Origin of the sequence: Anaerocolumna jejuensis DSM 15929, assembly GCF_900142215.1 — a bacterium.
Taxonomy (GTDB): Bacteria; Bacillota; Clostridia; order Lachnospirales; family Lachnospiraceae; genus Anaerocolumna; species Anaerocolumna jejuensis.
This window is the reverse complement of record NZ_FRAC01000046.1, coordinates 1-19,633: the sequence shown is the minus strand read 5'-3', so window position 1 is coordinate 19,633 and position 19,633 is coordinate 1. Positions and strand designations below refer to the sequence as shown.

General features: G+C 42.1%; 13 protein-coding genes. 3 read left to right on the top strand and 10 right to left on the bottom strand.

Annotation, left to right across the window (positions count from 1 at the left end; translation table 11 throughout):
- Positions 1 to 437 precede the first annotated feature (437 nt).
- Positions 438 to 2,417, top strand: coding sequence for an endonuclease MutS2 (locus tag BUB77_RS27610; RefSeq protein WP_073280414.1), 1,980 nt, complete (start codon positions 438 to 440; stop codon positions 2,415 to 2,417).
- Positions 2,418 to 2,423: 6 nt separating this feature from the next.
- Here the strand turns inward: BUB77_RS27610 and BUB77_RS27605 are convergent, their stop codons facing one another.
- Positions 2,424 to 3,890 (bottom strand): sensor histidine kinase, encoded by a 1,467-nt coding sequence (locus tag BUB77_RS27605; protein ID WP_073280404.1) that lies wholly within the window; start codon positions 3,888 to 3,890, stop codon positions 2,424 to 2,426.
- 1 nt (position 3,891) lies between these two features.
- A complete protein-coding gene (locus tag BUB77_RS27600; RefSeq protein WP_073280403.1) occupies positions 3,892 to 4,587 on the bottom strand; it encodes a response regulator transcription factor in 696 nt (231 codons plus the stop codon).
- A gap of 765 nt (positions 4,588 to 5,352) precedes the next feature.
- Here BUB77_RS27600 and BUB77_RS27595 point away from each other — a divergent pair.
- Positions 5,353 to 8,046, top strand: a complete 2,694-nt coding sequence (locus BUB77_RS27595; RefSeq protein ID WP_073280402.1) for a cation-translocating P-type ATPase — start codon at positions 5,353 to 5,355, stop codon at positions 8,044 to 8,046.
- Positions 8,047 to 8,517: 471 nt separating this feature from the next.
- On the opposite strand, the gene BUB77_RS27590 is transcribed toward BUB77_RS27595, so the two are convergent.
- Positions 8,518 to 9,354: a TerC/Alx family metal homeostasis membrane protein gene (locus BUB77_RS27590; RefSeq protein ID WP_073280413.1), complete on the bottom strand. Its 837-nt coding sequence runs from the start codon at positions 9,352 to 9,354 to the stop codon at positions 8,518 to 8,520.
- Positions 9,355 to 10,266: 912 nt separating this feature from the next.
- A complete protein-coding gene (locus tag BUB77_RS27585) occupies positions 10,267 to 11,088 on the bottom strand; it encodes a polysaccharide deacetylase family protein (protein WP_073280401.1) in 822 nt (273 codons plus the stop codon).
- 495 nt (positions 11,089 to 11,583) lie between these two features.
- Here BUB77_RS27585 and BUB77_RS27580 point away from each other — a divergent pair, with 495 nt between their 5' ends.
- A complete protein-coding gene (locus tag BUB77_RS27580) occupies positions 11,584 to 11,763 on the top strand; it encodes a helix-turn-helix domain-containing protein (protein ID WP_330392715.1) in 180 nt (59 codons plus the stop codon).
- 123 nt (positions 11,764 to 11,886) lie between these two features.
- Here the strand turns inward: BUB77_RS27580 and BUB77_RS27575 are convergent, their stop codons facing one another.
- The 6 genes from BUB77_RS27575 to BUB77_RS27550 form a co-directional block, all read right to left on the bottom strand.
- On the bottom strand, positions 11,887 to 13,266 hold the full coding sequence (locus BUB77_RS27575; RefSeq protein WP_073280399.1) for an ADP-ribosylglycohydrolase family protein: 1,380 nt from the start codon (positions 13,264 to 13,266) through the stop codon (positions 11,887 to 11,889).
- 41 nt (positions 13,267 to 13,307) lie between these two features.
- Positions 13,308 to 14,177, bottom strand: coding sequence for a sugar phosphate isomerase/epimerase family protein (locus tag BUB77_RS27570; RefSeq protein ID WP_073280398.1), 870 nt, complete (start codon positions 14,175 to 14,177; stop codon positions 13,308 to 13,310).
- Between the two features lie 148 nt (positions 14,178 to 14,325).
- Entirely contained in the window at positions 14,326 to 15,180 is an 855-nt protein-coding gene (locus BUB77_RS27565) for a sugar phosphate isomerase/epimerase family protein (protein ID WP_073280397.1), read from the bottom strand.
- A gap of 12 nt (positions 15,181 to 15,192) precedes the next feature.
- The gene (locus tag BUB77_RS27560) at positions 15,193 to 16,251 is read right to left on the bottom strand and encodes a Gfo/Idh/MocA family protein (protein ID WP_073280396.1); all 1,059 of its coding nucleotides are present in this window, start codon (positions 16,249 to 16,251) and stop codon (positions 15,193 to 15,195) included.
- Between the two features lie 374 nt (positions 16,252 to 16,625).
- Positions 16,626 to 17,381 carry an AAC(3) family N-acetyltransferase gene (locus tag BUB77_RS27555; RefSeq protein WP_073280395.1) on the bottom strand — a complete coding sequence of 252 codons (756 nt, stop codon included), beginning with the start codon at positions 17,379 to 17,381 and terminating at the stop codon, positions 16,626 to 16,628.
- 149 nt (positions 17,382 to 17,530) lie between these two features.
- Positions 17,531 to 18,898, bottom strand: a complete 1,368-nt coding sequence (locus BUB77_RS27550; RefSeq protein WP_073280394.1) for an FAD-dependent oxidoreductase — start codon at positions 18,896 to 18,898, stop codon at positions 17,531 to 17,533.
- Positions 18,899 to 19,633 lie beyond the last annotated feature (735 nt).

Sequence of the window (19,633 nt, the reverse complement as noted above, 5' to 3'; positions counted from 1 at the left end):
TAACATTTACTGTTCAGTTCTAACAGAAATCTCTTTACAAATTAAGGGTTCTATGGTATGATGGCACCATTATAAAAGAATTAAGAAAGGATGGTTTTGATGTCGGTATTATCTGTAAGTGAGGTTTATAACAACTAACCAAACAAAATAGGGTAAAGCATTAATTGAATTTTAGTAGGATGCGGCAGGCGCTTATTTATTTAAATAAGTTATGATTGGCACCTGTTTTTGTTGTGCTTTTCCCAAATTACAGAAAATACTCAATCTGCCATCTTAACATAAAGGCAGGCGTAGCAGAGTGATTACTGCTATGCTTATTTTTGTACCCACAGGGAGTTTTTCTGTTCATTTCCTGTGGGTATTATTTTTTTCAAGAGGTTGCTTTAACTGGTTACCTCTTTGCAGAACCATTTAAGAACAGAAAGGATATTATCATGTTGAATAAAACTTATGAAACCTTAGAATTTGATACAATAAAAACCATGCTTTGCGAAAGGGCAGTCTCGGATAGTGCCAGGGCGAAGCTTACGATGCTCTCTCCCCTCCTCTCCCTGTCAGAGGTAAGGCTGAAAATAAAGGAAACAACGGAAGCAAAAGCTGTCTTAACAGCCCTGGGAACACCTCCCCTTCCCTCCATGAAAGATATCGATAAATATCTGGAGCTGGCTTCCTTAGGAAGTATGCTGCTGCCGGAACAGATTCTTTCTACCGCACAGTTTCTTACTGCTACCAGGCGTGTGAAAGCTTATCTCTTAAAGGCAGAATTTTTACAGACAGACATTGCCTATTATGGCAATTCCTTTGCTGACCTTTCTTCCTTAACGGAAGAAATCAACCGCTGCCTTCGGGGAAATCAGGTAGAGGATGAGGCTACCAAAGAATTAAAAGGAATTAGAAGAAAAATGGAACAGCTCCAGTCCGAAATCCGAAGCAAGCTGGAAAATCTGTTAAGAAGTAAGAAGGAATGGTTCTCAGAGAATTATGTCTCTTCCCGGAACGGACATTATGTTCTTCCCGTAAAGAAGGAATACAAGAACCAGATCAGCGGTTCCACCCTGGATGTTTCCTCAACGGGCTCCACCTGCTTTATCGTTCCTAATACGGTACTGAAGCTGGAGGAAGAACTGTCCCTGCTAAAAATCGAAGAAGATAATGAAGTAAGGCGGATACTGTACCTGCTGACCGGTATGATTGCAGAGGCCTCCTCGGATATTTTTCTGAATATGCAGGCTATGGAGACCCTTGATATTCTCTTTGCCAAGGCAAAGCTCAGTATCGATATGAAGGGAGTACCAGCCCTTATGAACCACGAAAGAAGGATATCCATCCTGGAAGGCCGCCATCCCCTTTTAAATACCATGGAGTGTGTTCCCCTAGACTTTAAGCTGGGTGAGGGTATACAGGGAGTTATTATCACCGGTCCTAATACAGGCGGCAAGACTGTGGCCCTCAAAACTGTGGGACTCCTTTCCCTCATGGCACAGTGCGGTCTTCATGTCCCCTGTAAAGAGGCGGAATTAACCATGAACAATGGTATTTTTTGTGACATCGGGGACGGGCAGAGTATTTCGGAAAATCTTTCTACCTTCTCCGCCCATATTACAAATATTATTGAAATATTAAAGGCTTCCAATGAAGAAAGCCTGGTGCTCCTGGACGAGCTTGGCTCCGGCACTGACCCGGCAGAGGGCATGGGCATTGCCATTGCCATTCTGGATGAGCTCCGCCGAAAGAACTGCCTGCTGGTTGCTACCACCCATTACCCGGAGGTGAAGGAATATGCCGCTAATACCAGTGGATTGATAAATGCCAGAATGGCCTTTGACAAGGAAAGCTTAAGACCCCTCTACCGCCTGGAAATCGGCGAAGCCGGTGAAAGCTGTGCCCTATATATTGCAAAGCGCCTGGGCATGCCAGAGAGCATGCTGGCAAGGGCTTATAAAGAGGCTTATCAGAGGACTTCCCCCAAGGCTTCTCCTTCCCCCCTGGAAGCCTCTGAGGCAGAATCCTCCAGGCCAGATTTCCTGACCTCTGAAGACCTTGATACCCCTTCGCCTGTTACTCCTTCTCTGCTTCCAAGAATTAAGGGAGAGAATGAGGACACTTCCCGGAAAAAAGGCGGCGCTGCTGCTAAGTATAGCCTGGGGGACAGTGTAATGATCTACCCTCAGAAAAAAATAGGAATTGTATTTCAGTCCGCAGATGAAAAAGGTTTTATTGGCATCCAGATACAAAAGAAGAAGGAATACGTAAACCATAAGAGGTTAAAGTTAATCTCTCCGGCCCTGGAGCTTTATCCTCCGGATTATGACTTTTCCATTATTTTCGATTCCGTTGCCAACCGGAAAGCCAGGCATAAGATGGAAAAGGGACACCAGCCGGGCCTTGAAATCAACTATCCTCCCCTTAAGCCCTGAGCGGTATTATCTGCCGGGAAGTAGAATGGTAAATTCCGTTCCCTTTCCGTATTCACTGCTTGCTGTAATACTTCCCCCATGGGCTTCTACAATGGATTTTGTAATGGACAGTCCAATTCCAGCTCCGCCGGTATTACTGTTTCTGGATTTGTCCGCCCGGTAGAACCGTTCGAAGATATGGGGCAGGTCCTCCTGGGATATGCCATTTCCGTTATCTGATACCTTAATTACCGCCTGACCGGCTTCCTGCTCTAAGGTAATAATGACCTCCGCTCCTCTGTCACAATATTTTACTGCATTGGAGAGGAGGTTATTTAATACCTGGCACATTTTATCCTTATCTGCATAGATAACATCTGCATAGATAACATCTCCATAGTTAACATCTCCGTAGATAATATCCCCATAGTTAAGGTTCCCTGCATTCTTTTCCTCCAGCCGCCCCCGAAGCTTTACCTGCATCTTCTTATCGGACAGCTCCTTCTCATAATTATGCAAAAGGCGTTCCACAAGGGAGGAGAATTCAAATTCTTCCTTATGGAGCAGGATATTCTTATCCTCTGAAGCGGATAAATCCTCAATGCTTCCGATCAGGCTTTTCAGCCTCATAATTTCCTCATAGCAGCTTAAGAGTCTTTCATTGCTTAATTCCCAGACACCGTCAAGCATTGCCTCCATATGGCCCTGTACAGAGGTAAGAGGGGTCCGGAGCTCATGGGCAACGTCCTGGGTCAGCTGTCCCCTTAGCCTGTCCTTTTCCATTAGAGCATCTGAGAGCTGGTTGATGGTATCTGCCAGTATCTTGATCTCCCTTGTATTTAAGTCCTCGGTTATTCTCTCCTTATACTCTCCCTTTGCCAGGAAAAGAGCTTTATCCGATATTTTCTTCAGGGGATTACTTAGTCTGACGGACATAAAAATCCCCAGAAAAACAGCCAGCAGCACCGAGGTCACCCCGGCAAAAACAAGGATGGAATTTAAAGCCTTTATAAACAGCAGCTCTTCGTCATTAAAATAATAGGGTCCCATAAAGCCTGTGGTAAGCTCAGCAATTACCGAATTCTTTTCCTTTATAGGATAGGACTTTTCCTCATATCTGCCGTCCCACTTATTGGAATAGCTTGACATATTAAGAGCCATGTTCTTTATCATAATCTGGCAGAGGCCGTTATTATGCTCATAGGCCGACCATATGACCTTTCCGCCGGTGTCCTTGATTACCAGAGTCATACCGTTTTGCAGGGCATTCATTCCGATAAGGTCAAGGTACTTACTGCTCCATCCGCCTTCCTCCTCATATTTCATCCTGATAAGGCTTATTATCTCTTCCGTTTCCTTCCCCTGCTTTTGAATCGCATAGTGCTTGAACTGATTCCTGATACCCACATTGGCAAAAAGAATGGCAAAACCAATGCTGGCAACTACGATTATGACATAGGAGAAGGTCAGCTTTTGTTTTAAGGAATATTTCAAATCAGTCACCCCCGAATTTATAACCCACACCACGTATTGTCAGAATATACTCCGGCTCCTTGGGATTGTCCTCAAGCTTTGCCCTGAGATTTTTAATATGGGAATCAATGGTCCTGTCAAAGCCTGCATAATCCCCGTCAAAGGCAATCATAATCAGCTCTTCTCTTGTAAATACCTTCCCATTTCTCTTTGCCAGGGTCGTTAAGAGCTTAAATTCACTGGGTGTTAAAAGGATATCCTCTCCCTCCTTCATCACCCGGTAGTTTTCCAGGTTAATCATCAGCTTACCATTCCGAAAGGATAAGGTCTCACCGCTTTCCCCCTTTTCGCTTCTTCGGAACAGGGCATTTACCCTGGCTACCATCTGCCTTGGGCTGAAGGGCTTTGTAATATAATCGTCAGCTCCGATATCCAATCCGTTTATCACGCTCTCCTCGCTGCTTTTGGCCGTCAGGATAATAACCGGAATACGGGATTCCTTTCGTAAATTTCTTAAAATTTCTTCTCCGCTTTTATCCGGAAGCATCAAATCCAATAAAAGCATATCCAGCCTTTCTTCTCTCAGCTTACTTTCTGCCGCTCTTCCCGAATAGGCTTTTATCACCTCATATCCGCTGTTTATCAGATAAGACTCTATAAACTCCATGATTTTTTCTTCATCTTCCACTACCAGTATTCTTTTTTTATTTTCTTCCACAGGCCTACCCCTTTTATTTTCTTTATCGTAACGGAACCTTACGGTTCAAAACTTGTACTTTTCTGATAATGATTAACTATTTTTAGATTGAATACAGAACAGGAAAACTATTTTTTCAAATATTTATATACATTTTATCACAGAATCCCCAGAATTACTCTCAGGTAAATCTTAATTTGCGCACTACAGGATAACAGCATCTTGTTGTAAGTTCTTTTTCAATTGCTTCAAGAACTGTTTCTTTTGAAACTGCAGAATAACAGCATCTTGTTATAAGTCCAACACTCCCCATTTAAATTGTACCTTTCCATTATGGATTTTTGATGGATTCTCCCTTTTTAATCATACCTTCTTTGTCTTAATTTCTTTACTGCACTTTTTTTACTGCACCTTCATTACTGCTCCTTATTTACTGCTCCTTATTTATTGCTCCTTCTAACCATTAATTCGGGCGCCACAAATTAATCTCAGCTTTCCTTTATGTATAGTTGGGGTATAAAAATGCAACGAAGTGACTTTCACGGAGCTGAGTGGATTTTTATACCCCAACTATACATTCAACAAACTTGAAATTCCCCAAAATAAATATTGCCAAATTTAATCAAATTTTAATTTTACTGTCACCTAATTACATAGTACAATAATAGTTCAAAGTATATTCTTTTACAGAATAGAAAAAACTAGTAGCAAATCATTAACAAACCGCAGATTTATGTCCTCCACCTGATTAAATCTGCCGATAAAAATTATAAGTGAGGTGTTAGTATGTGGTTTTCAAAACCCACAAAGGAAGCTTTAAAGGAGCTTAATGTAGACCCGTCCCAAGGACTTAGTTCCGGGGAAGCTTTAACCAGGTTGGAAAAGTACGGGCCGAACAAATTGAAGGGAAAGCCCAAGAAAAGCCTGGTTACACTGTTTTTTTCCCAATTAAAGGATATGCTTATCTATGTGCTGTTAGGGGCTGCCGTTATTACCATATTCATCAAGGAATATGCAGATGCCATTATTATCCTTTTGGTAGTAATCCTAAATGCAGTAATCGGTGTAATTCAGGAAGCCAAAGCAGAAAAAGCGGTGGAAGCCCTGCAAAAGATGACCACCCCCAAATCCTTAGTCCGCCGCGACGGTGAAGTAAAGGAAATCAATTCGGAAGAAGTAGTGCCCGGTGATATTATTGTCCTGGATGCCGGCAGATTTATACCCGCCGATATCAGGCTGACCGAAAGTGCCAATCTCCAGATTGAAGAGTCAGCATTGACCGGGGAATCCGTTCCCTCAAACAAGGACTCCGCAGTGCTTTTGGAGGACCCCAAAACTCCCATCGGCGATAAAGTCAATATGGCGTTCATGTCCACCCTTGTAACCTACGGGCGCGGTGAAGGTGTTGTAGTTGCAACGGCCATGGATACGGAAATCGGTAAGATTGCAAAGATTCTTGATGAGGATAATGATGAATTAACTCCCCTGCAAAGGCGCCTGGATGAGCTTGGTAAAACTCTTGGTTACCTGGCAATCGGTATTTGTGTTCTGATATTTGTAATAGCTCTGATACAAAAACGTGATTTATTTGAAATGTTCTTAACAGCTATCAGCCTTGCCGTTGCTGCCATACCGGAAGGTCTTGCCGCAATTGTTGCAATTGTACTGGCTCTCGGTGTTACCAGAATGTCTAAGATCAACGCTATCGTGAAGAAGCTTCCCGCCGTTGAAACCTTAGGCTCCGTTAATATTATCTGCTCGGATAAGACAGGTACCCTGACCCAGAATAAGATGACAGTGGTTAAAACCTTCACCCTTAATAATCTAAGAGACATCCCGGCAGGCAGTGATGTCTTAGCTCCCTCCCCTGATGAAAAAGAGCTGGTAAGGTCCTTTGTCCTATGTTCCGATGCCACCTATGAAAATGGTGCAGGAACCGGCGATCCCACAGAGGTTGCACTTATTATAATGGGCGACCGCTTTGACCTTACAAAAAATGCTCTGAACGCTGCCCATAAGCGTGTGGGAGAAAAGCCCTTTGACTCTGACAGAAAGCTGATGTCCACCTTAAATGAAGAAAACGGTACTTACCGGGTCCATACCAAGGGAGCCATTGACAATCTGCTGAAAATATCTTCCACTGCCCTCCTAGACGGCAAGGTCGTTCCTCTGACAGAGGAAATCAAAAAAAGCTTCTTAAAAGCAACCGAAGAGATGTCTGATTCCGCCTTAAGAGTCTTAGGTGCAGCCTATAAGGATTCCGATACGGTTATAGATGCCGAAGAGATGGAGAAGGAGCTGACCATCATCGGTATTGTCGGTATGATTGACCCTCCAAGGCTTGAGGTAAAGGACTCCATAGCGGAAGCAAAAGCCGCCGGCATTACACCAATTATGATAACCGGCGACCATAAGAATACAGCCGTTGCCATCGCAAAAGAGCTTGGTATAGCCGATTCCATCGACCAAAGCCTTACAGGTGCGGAAATTGATGAAATGGCCGATGAGGTATTCTCTGAAAAAATCAAAGACTACAGAGTGTTTGCAAGAGTTTCACCCGAACATAAGGTTAAGATTGTAAGAGCCTTTAAGGCCCACGGAAATATCGTATCCATGACAGGGGACGGCGTAAATGACGCTCCCTCCCTCAAATACGCTGACATCGGAGTTGCCATGGGTATCACCGGAACGGATGTTGCCAAGGGCGCCAGTGATATGATCCTGACCGACGATAACTTTACAACAATCGTAAACGCCATTGAAGAAGGAAGAAATATTTATAACAACATCAAGAAATCCGTTATTTTCCTTCTTTCCTGTAACTTGGGAGAGGTAATTTCCATCCTCTTCTCCATCCTGTTTTTCTGGCCGGTACCTTTAGCTGCTACCCAGCTTTTGTGGATTAACCTGATTACGGACTCCCTGCCTGCCATCGCCCTCGGCGTTGACCCCGGAGATAAGGACGTCATGAAACGGAAGCCCAGAGATCCAAAGCAGAGTTTTTTTGCGGAAGGCTCCGGTACACGTGCCGTTATCGGTGGTTTCCTAATCGGTATTTTGACCCTGACGGCCTTCTATTTTGGAATGTACGAGCATGGCTATAATATTTTTACAAGCCTGGCAAAAGAGGTTACAAAATCCTCTGATTACCAAACAGCTCTGACTTATGCCAGAACCATGGCCTTCGTAGTATTGGCAGCTTCCCAGCTCTTTTACTCCCTGTCTATGAGAAACCATGAGAAGTCCATCTTTAAGATCGGCCTGTTAAAAAATAAGCTCCTTATTGCTTCTATCATTATCGGCCTGCTGTTACAGGAGCTTGTAATTTCCATTCCATTCCTGGCAGAAGCTTTCGGAGTTCACAACATCAGTTTAAAGGACTGGGGTATCGTTCTCCTGTTCTCTCTTGTACCTCTAACGGTCAATGAGCTGATAAAATTCTTTGTCCGCCTGACAAGAAAAACTGCTGATAATAATTAAGGTCAGCTAAGCGGATAAGGCTTGTATCCAGGCATGGAAACAACTGATGATAATTAAGGTTATTCTGCTAATCGTACCATGTCTGTATCCGGTCATGGAAACAACTGTTGATGATTAAGGTCATTCTGCTAATCGGACTGTATCTGGACATGTAATCAATTGATGATTGATACGTGACATGTGATATATATATTATAAACTATAAAAGGACCCTTAGGAAACCCACCATGATAGCGGGCCCAAAGGGTCCTTTCCTTAGCCATACACTTTGCTAATATAAGGCTCAGTATTTTTTATCTATTGCTATATTAGATTTTGCTCCAGTGATACCACTATCACAGGCCTTCCTGGATTGCCATGCAAATAAAGATTCAAAGACACCGCGTTTCTCTACCTTATCCCATGCATACCGCAAGCCTGCCTGCAATTCTGCTTAAATAGAAATTTGAAAAGTGCCTTGCCTTTTTCAATCTAATTTACCTTCACTTCATCCTTCTTGGTAACTACAGCAGATAAAATAACACTTAATACCAATATGGCAAAGATTACAAACAGCGACAGCTCTACGGATATATGTATGTTAAACAATAAGGATACCAGCTTGAATCCGGTAAAGGTAAGAATAAGGGCAACTCCGTATTTTACATACTGGAATCTCTCCTGAAGCTTGCCCAGGACAAAATACATACTTCGCAGTCCTAGTATCGCAAAAATATTTGAGGTATAAACTATAAAGGGGTCTGTGGAAATGGAAAAGACCGCCGGTATGGAATCTATCGCAAATAGGATATCCGTAAATTCTATCACTATAATTATGGCAAATAAGGGGGTAGCATAAAGGATTTTATTTTTTCTGACAAAGAATCTGTCCCCTTCCAGCTCCTTGGTAACAGGTATTATCTTACCCAGTATCCTGATGATTCTGCTTTCCTTAAAATCGGTACTCTCCTCTTTTTTCAGCATCATTTTTATACCGCTGACAATTAATATCGCGCCAAAGATATACAGAACCCATTCAAATTTATCGACAATTGTAACTCCCAGCAGAATGAATATCAGTCTTAGAATAATGGCACCAAATATTCCGTAATTCAGTACACGCCTTTGATAATCGGCCTTGATGCCGAAACTGGAAAATACCATTAAGAATAAGAAAAGGTTGTCTATGCTTAAGGACTGCTCGATTACATAGCCTCCCAGGAATTCCAGGGCCTTTTCTTTTCCTGCAAAAATGTAGATGCCCATGTTAAAACACAGTGATAGCCCTACCCAAAATAATACCCATGATACTGCTTTTTTCGTTGACAATGAAATGTCCTCCTCGGTTTTTTTGTTATTCATCTGCTGTACTTGCTTTTCTGCTACAATAAGATACACAGCCTTTCTATCTTTTCTCTAAGAAAATATGCTACTCTCTTCTAATTGATTCCTCCTTTTGCCAGGGGTAAAAAAAAGACTTTTAATATTTACTGGCATTGTCAGAAAATATTAAAAGTCTTGCTATCCGTTTGCGGAGTATAAGGCCAGGCAATCAGTTTATAACAGTTTATGCCGGTTGTTGACCTTATATCTTGTAAGCTACTCCCTCTTAATGGATTACAGTATAACATGGGACTAAAGTCACTGTCAATGATGGGGTGGGGGATGGCGTCTGAAAATAACAAAGACGTATGGGGCATAAAGCGGGGGTATGGGGGTGTACGATGATGGGGGACTTATGTTTCGGAATTTTATTGCTCAAGGTTCCTAATTCCACTAAAGTGCCAGTAATTGTTCCTGGCAGGGAAAGCAGTGCCAAACTCGCTGTGATGATGTGGATATGACAGTTTTTTGAGCTCAGACAGTGGCACTGATTTCCCTAGGAACAATTGCTGCCGCTTAAGTGTCATAAGGAACCTCTCGAGATAAAATTCCGAAACATAAGTCCCCCATCATCTGGGTATTCCTATTAGCCTTATTATTTGTTTATTGTTTTCAATTGTTTTATCTTTCCAATGGTTTTATCTTTTCAATTGCTTAATTTTATCATTTGTTTTATTTTTTCATTTTCTTTACTTTTTTATTTTCTTTACTTTTTCATTTGCCTTATTTTTATAATTTTATTTTTCTTTGTTTTTTGTTATGATTTGTTGGCTCACAACTTTATTACATTGCATAAAGTTGTAGATAGTACTTTTAGATTTGTTTCATTCTCATTTGATTTGATGTGATAGAAGTGATTTATTTACTGCTGCTTGCTTTTACAAGGTCATCCAGCGTGCCAAAGGTATAGCCCATCCCTTCCCATTTTGTTAGGAGTTCATCCAGGATTTCTGCGTTGGTCTTTGAGGTGCTGTGAAGAAGCACGATTGCTCCGGGGTGGATTCTGCCGAGAAGCTTTTTAAAGGCTGCTTCTTTTGTCGGTTGTTTATCCTGCAGCCAGTCTACGTAGGCGAGGCTCCAGAAGAAGGTCTTGTAGCCTAGTTCTTTTGCCATTTCCAGGTTATGAACGCTGTACTTTCCCTGAGGGGGCCTGTAGTACTTGGTCATCTTCTGGCCGGTTATTTCTTCATAGGCTTTTTCTACGCCGCCCAGTTCCTTTTCAAAGGCTTCCTTTGAAGCTATGCTGGACATATTTGGATGATTGTATGTATGGTTCCCTACCTGATTTCCTTCTGCTACGATGCGTTTAAGCAGTTCCGGACTGGTGTTGATAAAATTACCGACTACAAAGAAGGTGGCGTGGGCATTGTGCTTTTTTAAGGCATCCAGAATGGCCGGCATATTTCCGTTTTCATAGCCTGCATCAAAGGTCAGGTAAATGACCTTTTTGCCGGTATCTCCTATATAATAGGAATCGTATTTCTTTAGTTCATCTGCTGTGGTATTGGCTTTCGGCGGCTGGCCTTCTGTGGGAAACCCTAGGCCCCAGTTCTCTTCCGCTTTTATGGTATCCTTGGCATAAACCTGTACCAGCATTGCAATTCCTCCGCCAAAGAAATAGGCACAGATAAGAATTGCAGCCATGATAATACACTTTTTATAAGGTATCTTTTTCAACATAAACTCCCTTACCCTTTTTTATACAATATATTACATGGATAAGTCTCTGATTCCTGTACTCATTGTCCTTTTTTATGATATATTTTTATTTTTTTTACCTTAGCACGAAAGCAGCCAAAAATGTATTGAACAAAGTAATATCTGACACAGTATTTAATATCTGTTGTTACATCGCTACTTTTTTAATATAAAACATCTCACAGACTGTTACTATCCCTTTATTAGTTAAAACTTCATCTTTTATTTTCTGTAATTGTTCTTTTGAAAAAGCTAAATTTTATCTATGCTTACAACATCATTTGAATTAATATTTGAATCTTCCAATAACTCTTTCTGATTTTCATCGATATTTGTACTTTCACTCGTTTTTGCATTTGCTATTATCAATGTTATGCCGCATATTGAACATAGTAATATATGTCCATTATACGGCATAATGAATAAACGTAAAGGGGGTGAACGAAATTGATTTCTTATACTCCGCTATGGGAAACTATGAAAAGAAAAGGTGCTACAACTTACACTCTAAGGAATAAAGACATAGATGAAAATATCAGTGGCTCAACAATAATACGTTTACAAAAAAATGAATCAGTATCAACAAATACTCTCAATGCCCTTTGCAAAATACTTGATTGTAAACTATCTGATATAGCCGAATATATATCTGATTAAAATAGGCCGCCTACAACAGATAATTTGTACTTTATTCTATATATTTTTCTCTGTATAATATCGGTAACATAGTAAATAAGTACAGGCACAATAAAAATCCTGCACTTATTTACTATGCAGTAACTACAGAGATGGTAAAATACTTTTTGCAATTCTTACCGTTCTGTCTGCCAAATCCGATATTTCGACTAGTCCGTATCCATCTATTCCGGACTTTACTTTGTTATTCAAAGGCTTAATCCAATTTTCCGGAATGGACTCTGCTCCGAGAACCATTCCAAGAATAGAGCCGACGGTTGCGCCGTTGCAGTCTGTGTCAAAGCCGGCCATGACTGCTATTCCAATTGATTTGCCGAAATCAAGGCCTCCATACAGCAGGCCAATACATACAATCATAGCATTTGGTATGGTATGGCACCAATCGTGGGCATTCTTTTCGTTGTACAATTGGTGAATCTTATCGATTGCACCTTCCCAATCCACACCGGAATAGTACCATTTAAGCACTGTATCAATGCCGGCGTGCAGCCTTGATTTTTCCGGTATCATGGATAAGCCGGCATCTATAATAGATTGGATATCCTCTGATTCAGCTGCTGTTGACAACATGGCGGCTATAAACATTTCCCCGTAGATTCCGTTTTTGGTATGAGATATGGAGGCATCCCGCCAAGCCATTGCAGAGCTCAGCTCCGGGTTGCCGGGCGCAATATACCCAAAGAAGTCTGCGCGTATCTGGGCACCAATCCATTCTCTGTAGGGATTTCGGTAAGCTGCCGAACGGGGAGGCATATCCAGATTTATCAAATTGCGGTATGCCACTCTTTCCGCCGTGCACAAGTGCAATACCGGGAGGTTATCCAGCCAGCATTCTGCCACGTCCTCCGGTGTAAAATCAACTCCATACTTCTCCAGGATTTTTAAGCCCATAATGGTGTAATTGGTGTCATCATCCTCCGGCATGCATTCTATATTATTAATCCAGCCCTTTTTTTGGTTTCCGTATACACCGGGATAATCCGTAACATCACATTCCTCTTTTATTTCTTTTGAAATATCCGAGGACATATAATAATTGATTGGATAATTACCGGTACCTTTTAAAAGCTTCCCGATTCTTTCCCTTTGCCAGCCTTCAACGGGCTGCCCCAGTAAGCAGCCGGCACATCTTCCCAGCCAGGCACCATATATTTTATTATATAAGGTATCGTCGGATAAATTGGCCGTATTCCTGTTACGCTGTATTTTGCTTGTGGGTCTTTCCGCCTCAATGCCTGCCAGGTCCGACGGCTCTATGCAGCCGAATCCTTCTTTCACGGGAAGAGCAAATAATTCGTCCAGGAGATTTCCTGCCCAGCCTTCCTTCTCTGCTCCATTTTCCATCTTCTTAATTTCTTCTGCCCTTTTCCCGAATCCTTCGATATCCTTCCCTTCCTCTTTGGATTCCAGTAATTCAATATCCAGTCCCTCCGAATGCTTTAGCCAAGGTAAATCTTTTAACATATTTTTCCTCCTGTCTTCTTCCAAAAAATAGCACTTTACAATTACCGCAGCAATGCCTTTAAAAAATGTACAGCATCTCTTATATCACCTTCAGGGTCATCTCCGACTTCCCTCTCCACCGTTAAGAAGCCCTTGTATCCTATTTGAGAAAGAGCTTTCATATACCCGCTGAAATCAACACTTCCCAGTCCCAGGGGCTTTTCCGCAAAATAGTCCTCAAGCCTTAAATCACCGATTCCCCCTTCTGCAAAAAAGTCATAAATGATCTGAGGCTCTGTCTTTTTTATCATAATACCGTCTTTTGCATGGGTATGAACAATATAATCCTTTAATGTAATTACTGCCTTTACCGGATCATCGTCTGTGACCATGACCAGGTTGGCCGGGTCCAGATTCACTCCCACTCCGCCGCTGTCCAGGCTATCCAGAAAGCTCTTCAGTGTCTCAGCTTTTTCCGGTCCTGTTTCAATGGCAAAGTACGCACCTACGCTCTCACCAAATCTCCCCAGTTCCTCACAGGCATTTTTGAGAATCCTGTACTGGGACTTACTTTCATCCTTCGGAATAACTCCGATATGGGTCGTAACGACATTGGTCTCCATATCCTTTGCCAGCTCCATAATTCTTTTGGATTTTTCAACCTTCCAGGTATTCTCTTCCTCTATCAGAAAGCCATGCCCGCCAAAATCTCCGCAGAGTGCGGATACCTCCAGCCCGTTGGATTTGATGAAGTCCAGGAGTTCCTTCCTTTGGCCTTGATTCAGCTGCTCCGGCTCCATGGCACCAGCCACCGCATAGATCTGTATCCCATCAGCTCCGACTTCCTTTGCTTTCTTGATTCCAGCCCTTAAATCCAGCTGAAAGGAATCGACCATAACTCCAATTTTATTAGTATACATACTAATAGCCATACCTTTCTCGCAGCCTGCAATTTAGCGCCGCAGGCACAATTTTGTGTGTGAAAATTGTTTTTTAATTTTCACACTAACTGTCATGTCTTTCCAGTACGCCGCAAGATTGTGCCGGGGATTTCGCAGACACAATGCCTCCATATCCCGTTTACTTATCCAATTCCTGCCTTGCATATGCAATACACTCCGTTGTACCTTCGGCAGGGTCTCCAGGTCCTTCAAATTCGATTGAAAGAAATCCCTGATAACCGGAAGCTTTCATATAGGCGATGATTTCCGGGATGGGTACATCTCCTTTTCCAAGGACAGCTCCCTGATAAACGCTGCCATCAATGGCCGTATAACACTCTTTCGTATCTGCTTCTGCTGAATCTGCCTCTGCTAAATCCACCTTTTTTAAATCCTTTAAATGCAGAAAACCAATCTGGTCCTTTAATAGCTTAACTGCCTCCAGAGGATTTTCATTTACCAGCATAAAATTGCCGACATCTGCATTTGATTTTAATGCCTTTGAGCAGGTCCTGTCTATGATATTCTTTACCTGATAGGATTTTCCTGCAAGAAGGCCGTGATTTTCCAATACCATTGTTATGCCCTTTTGTTCAGCCAGGGGTGCTGCCTCCTGAAAGCATTCCACAATCCAATCCTCTGCCATATCAAGAGACATTCCATCCTTATTATTTCCGCTGAATACTCTCATTATCCCGGTGCCCAGCTCCAAGGCAGTGTCCATGCTTTTCTTCATATACTCCACCTGTGACCTTCTATCACTGCTGTCGGAAAGGACAAAGTCATTGCTGATGGAATAAGCGGATACCTTCATATCCAGTTCCTTTAAGAGCTCCTTTACTTCCTTTATATCCCTTTCGCCGCTCAGGAAACAATCCAGCAATTCCACAAATTTCACACCATTCTCATGGCAGAACCTGATAAAATCCAGGATGGTCATTTCTTTCCCAAACAGTTTTTCCTGAAGACACCATGCGCTTACAGATAATTTCATAGGAAGCCTCCTTTAATTGATAATAACTTCATGTCCGGTCTCTGCCGACTGATAGATAGCATCTATTATTTTCATTAATTCCAGGCCATCCTCAGCCGGATTCAGACATTCCGCCCCATCTGCAATGCAGCTTATAAAATGCTTTATTTCCTGGACAAAATTATGCTCAAAAGAGCTGCCATTGGGGTCTAATAAAGGTTTTGAATCTCTCAGGTAATCATATTTGTTTTCATATAATTCAAATTCCGGTTCCATTTTCGCTCCTGCCTTGTCTCCAAAGAGCTCCAGATAAAGCCGGTCTTCTTTTCTATTTTGTACCCAGCTTGTTTCAAAGAATAAGGTCATTCCGTTGTCAAACTTTATGAGGGAAGCCGCGCAGTCTTCCACGTCATTATACTCGCTGTAATCCGCTGAATTATATTTTTGTATTCCTTTCACTTCCGGCTTCATTCCCATATGATGAAAGGCGGAGGCCGTAACGGATACCACTTTGGGCTTACCGGAAAGATAGCGGATAAGGTCAATCATATGTACGCCTAAATCAATTACCGGACCGCCCCCTGATCGTTGCTTATCGGAAAACCAGCCTCCGGGATTGCCCCATCTTCTCAGGCAGCCTGCCTTCGCATAATAAATATTTCCCAAATCCCCGTTGTCAATTATATTTTTCAATGCAACGGCATTATCTCCAAATCTCCTGCAAAAGCCTACCATCAGGATTTTCCCCGACTTTTTCGCAGCCTCCACCATTTCACCGGCCTGCGCTGCATTCAGTGCAAGAGGTTTTTCACATAAAACATGCTTCCCTGCGTTTAACGCCGCAATACTTGCAGGGGCATGGATATTGTTCCATGCCGTAACACTTACCGCCTCTATTTCCGTCATTTTTAACATCTCATTATAGTCGGTAAAAGTATTCGGGATATTATAGGTCTTTGCAAACTCTTTCACCCGTTCTTCACTGATATCACACGCCGCAACAACCTCCACATTCTTAAGACGGTTATACCCCGCCATATGCATATTACTAATACTTCCAGTCCCAATAATTCCAATTTTTACTTTTCCCATAATTACCTCCGTTCTCGCCAAAATATCCTCCAGCTTTTTTACAGTGTTTAATAATATGATTTAAGCAGCAAAAGTCCAGTTTTAATCTGCCAGCAGGCAATTTGTACAAAATAGAAAGCATGAATGGGCCTATGGAGATGTATTAGAAGTCCTTTTCTCTGAAGCTTTTGTGCTATATCCTCAAACAGATTGTCTGAGCTAGCGAGTTATCTGCTTGAGGATATGTCCAGCACAAAAGCTTCAGAAAATTAGGACTTCTTATACATTGTAATCGAAGCATTCATGCTTTTTATTTTGTACAAATTTCCGTCCCCTTTTGAAACCCTCCCCTTTTACCGCTCATATCCCACACCATTATTATGAAAAGAAAACCCTTATATAAGCAGGTAATAAGGGTCTTTTCTTAATAAGTCTATTGTGTATTCAAACATGTCATTGGCCTTTATCAGTCGGATCAGGGAATTGCCTGCCCTGTATTTTTTCATGATTCCCTTCTTCTCCAGAAGTTCATCCAATTTGTTAAAATCAGTCCCAGGCTTTTCCCAATCATGCAGCCGGTTCCTGACAGTAAGCCGTTTCCCTTCATAACCTGTGATAGTGATATCAATCTCAGCCTCCTGGAGATGGTATGGAACCCCTGCTATTTCCTCACAGGAATGTATCGATGTATTGCTCTCCTGGTCAACGCCTGCCAGCATAATATAGCCATTGATTTCTGCATTTTTATAATATGGGCTGTTTTCATCGCAGGGTGACCCGGATTTCTCATGACCTGTGGTTATATATTCCTTTCTGCCCCCTATGGCTGCGGCCGAATGGGTAGGATGAAGGGAACGTCTGGCTCCTTCCATGTTTCTTACGGTTTCGGGAATAATCCCTGTCCAGCACATGGTATCCAGCACATGAAATACAGGCGGACAGGATAGCGAATCTTCCCGCCTGCCGGTCAGGGTGGGAACGATCAGGGTACCTTCTTCACCTAGCACATCAAGGAGGGAGCCGACCACCGTAAAAGCACTGCCTTCTACATGCCCGAAGCTCTTTAAGGAGCTGTGGATAAGAACGGCATCCCCGGGCTCTAGACCCATAGCTTTCCATTGTTCAGTAGGTTGGAAACCATTTATGCTCAAGGATACCACCCTTTCTAAATTCGCTAGTTTTGCTATTCCTTTAAATATCAGATTGTCTCTTTCAATATTTGGCTTCCATCTGCGTGCTAATTAGCACCCTTCAGGGGTGCTAAAGTACTCGTACAAAATCAGGGGGAAAGATAAATCTTTCACTCTTGCTCCGTCATGATATCACGAACGATTTTTCCATCCAGTTCATTTGGCTTCCTATTGTTCCTGACACAATAGGAGGCGGCAATACCCGCGGCCTCACCTAAAGCACTGCAGGTAGGCTGAATCCTGACGGATGACTGGGCAATAAATGTCGATGATATGCATCTTCCAGCCACAAGCAGATTTTCAATGGCATCGGTTATCAGGCACCTATAAGGAATTTCAAAATACTCTCCCCGTTCCATCAGCTTTATACCCAGTTTTTTCTCATCAATAAGCCCATGAATATCAACCGGGTAGGCTGTCCTTGCTACTCCATCGGCAAATTTAGCCCTTTCACTGAAATCCTTTTCACTGAGGATATATTTTCCCCGTATTCTTCTGGATTCCCTTATACCGGGCATGTCTGCGGAGGAAATAATGCAGCTATTTTCAAAGCCCGGAATATAGGCTTTCAGGAAGCCATGGAGCCTTTTTATCATTCTTCTCCCGGTTATTAATCCCCGGCTGACGGCAGCTGTATCCAGTGTATCATAAATATCCGGTATTTCCGGGCAGTTAAATGACATGACCCCCCGCATACCCGGCACTGAAAATGCCTGAAAATACTTTCCGTCAGGGTACTCAATTACTTTATCTTTAAGCCCCTTTTGAAACACTTTGTTCAAGGGTGTTTTTGCTTCCCATACCGAGGCTATCTCAACAAGCGGATATTCCAATATGTCAGCCTCCCCTATTTCCTTCAGAAAAGCCTTCAGCTTTAAAATATCAATATTCCCAGCCATAAAACGCAGGGACATGGCCTGATTGTTATGCAACAGCTCATCCCCTGTAAAGCAGGTCACACCGGAAGCAAAAGCTGCGTCAGCATCACCGGTGCAGTCAATAAATACCCTTCCGCGGATGAGAGAAAGGCCGGACTTATTATGGACGATTACTCCTTTTATATTATTATTCTCCACCACCGTATCAAGAAGCTCGGTATTATAAAGGATTGTTCCCTTGTATTCTGTAAAAATTTCCTCCAGAGTATACTTTATCATTTCCGGATTGAACCATCCGTCATTTCCGTAATGATCATCTGCCCCATACCCTTCCAGTGCCATTTTTTTCTTAATAATTTCATTGATATACGAGCGGCCGGACCTTCCGTCAATCCCATTATGCATCATGGGCGTAACCTGCCCCCCGGATGCCAAGCCGCCAAGACAGGAATTTCTCTCAATAATAAGAGTATCCTCACCACCCATGGCAGAAGCTATTGCAGCAGCGGAGCCGGCAGTTCCGCCTCCGATAACAATAACGTCATATGTTTTTTCCATTATATTGCAGGGCTTGTTATAAGTATAAGTACAATTTTCCATATTGAAAAAATCTCCTTTAGACTTTATCCATACGTCCGTTTGTATACCATTATTTATCTGTTGTTTTTTTTCTGTTGTTTCTTTTCTGTTGTTTCTTTTCTATTATTTCTTATCACAATTTTTTTCTATTGTTCCTTTATAAAATGATTAGCCCAACAAATGAACCCTTTTTTAAATCAGATTAACAATTTGCACAAAATCAAATTTTAAAAATACCTTTTAAGCACTTTTTGAGCGATAAATATTAAAAAATAAGCTTTTTTAAGGTAAAAAATTGATTTGACACTCTTACTAATTGTGCAATATTTTTCTTGTTTCAAAAAATCTCCCATTTATAGGTCAAATCATAAAATGATTTGAGTAACAAAAGCCTTGCTTCCAAAGAAACACAGGCAATTTGCACAAACCAGAAAAACGAATGCGCCTATGGAAAGGTATTAGAAGTCCTTTTCTCTGAAGATTTTGTGCTATATTATCAAACAGATTGTTTGAGCGTAGCGAGTTATCTGTTTGATAATATGTCCAGCACAAAATATTCAGAGAATTAGGACTTCTTATACCTTGGAATCGAAGCATGAGTCTTTCTGGTTTGTACAAATTGCCGTCCCCTTTTGAAAGCCCCTCCCTTTGCCCCCCCAAATCATGAAATAGCTTTTACATACCTTGCTGTGATTTCTCTTGGCCTGGTAATTGCTGAACCTATAACCACAGCATGAACCTTTTCTTTCACCACCA

Coding starts and splice junctions, on each gene's coding strand:
- BUB77_RS27565 (WP_073280397.1), bottom strand. CDS start 15,180: ATGAAATTATCTGTAAGCGCATGGTGTCTTCAGGAAAAACTGTTTGGG.
- BUB77_RS27570 (WP_073280398.1), bottom strand. CDS start 14,177: ATGGCTATTAGTATGTATACTAATAAAATTGGAGTTATGGTCGATTCC.
- BUB77_RS27585 (WP_073280401.1), bottom strand. CDS start 11,088: ATGTTGAAAAAGATACCTTATAAAAAGTGTATTATCATGGCTGCAATT.
- BUB77_RS27580 (WP_330392715.1), top strand. CDS start 11,584: ATGAAAAGAAAAGGTGCTACAACTTACACTCTAAGGAATAAAGACATA.
- BUB77_RS27560 (WP_073280396.1), bottom strand. CDS start 16,251: ATGGGAAAAGTAAAAATTGGAATTATTGGGACTGGAAGTATTAGTAAT.
- BUB77_RS27575 (WP_073280399.1), bottom strand. CDS start 13,266: ATGTTAAAAGATTTACCTTGGCTAAAGCATTCGGAGGGACTGGATATT.
- BUB77_RS27595 (WP_073280402.1), top strand. CDS start 5,353: ATGTGGTTTTCAAAACCCACAAAGGAAGCTTTAAAGGAGCTTAATGTA.
- BUB77_RS27550 (WP_073280394.1), bottom strand. CDS start 18,898: ATGGAAAATTGTACTTATACTTATAACAAGCCCTGCAATATAATGGAA.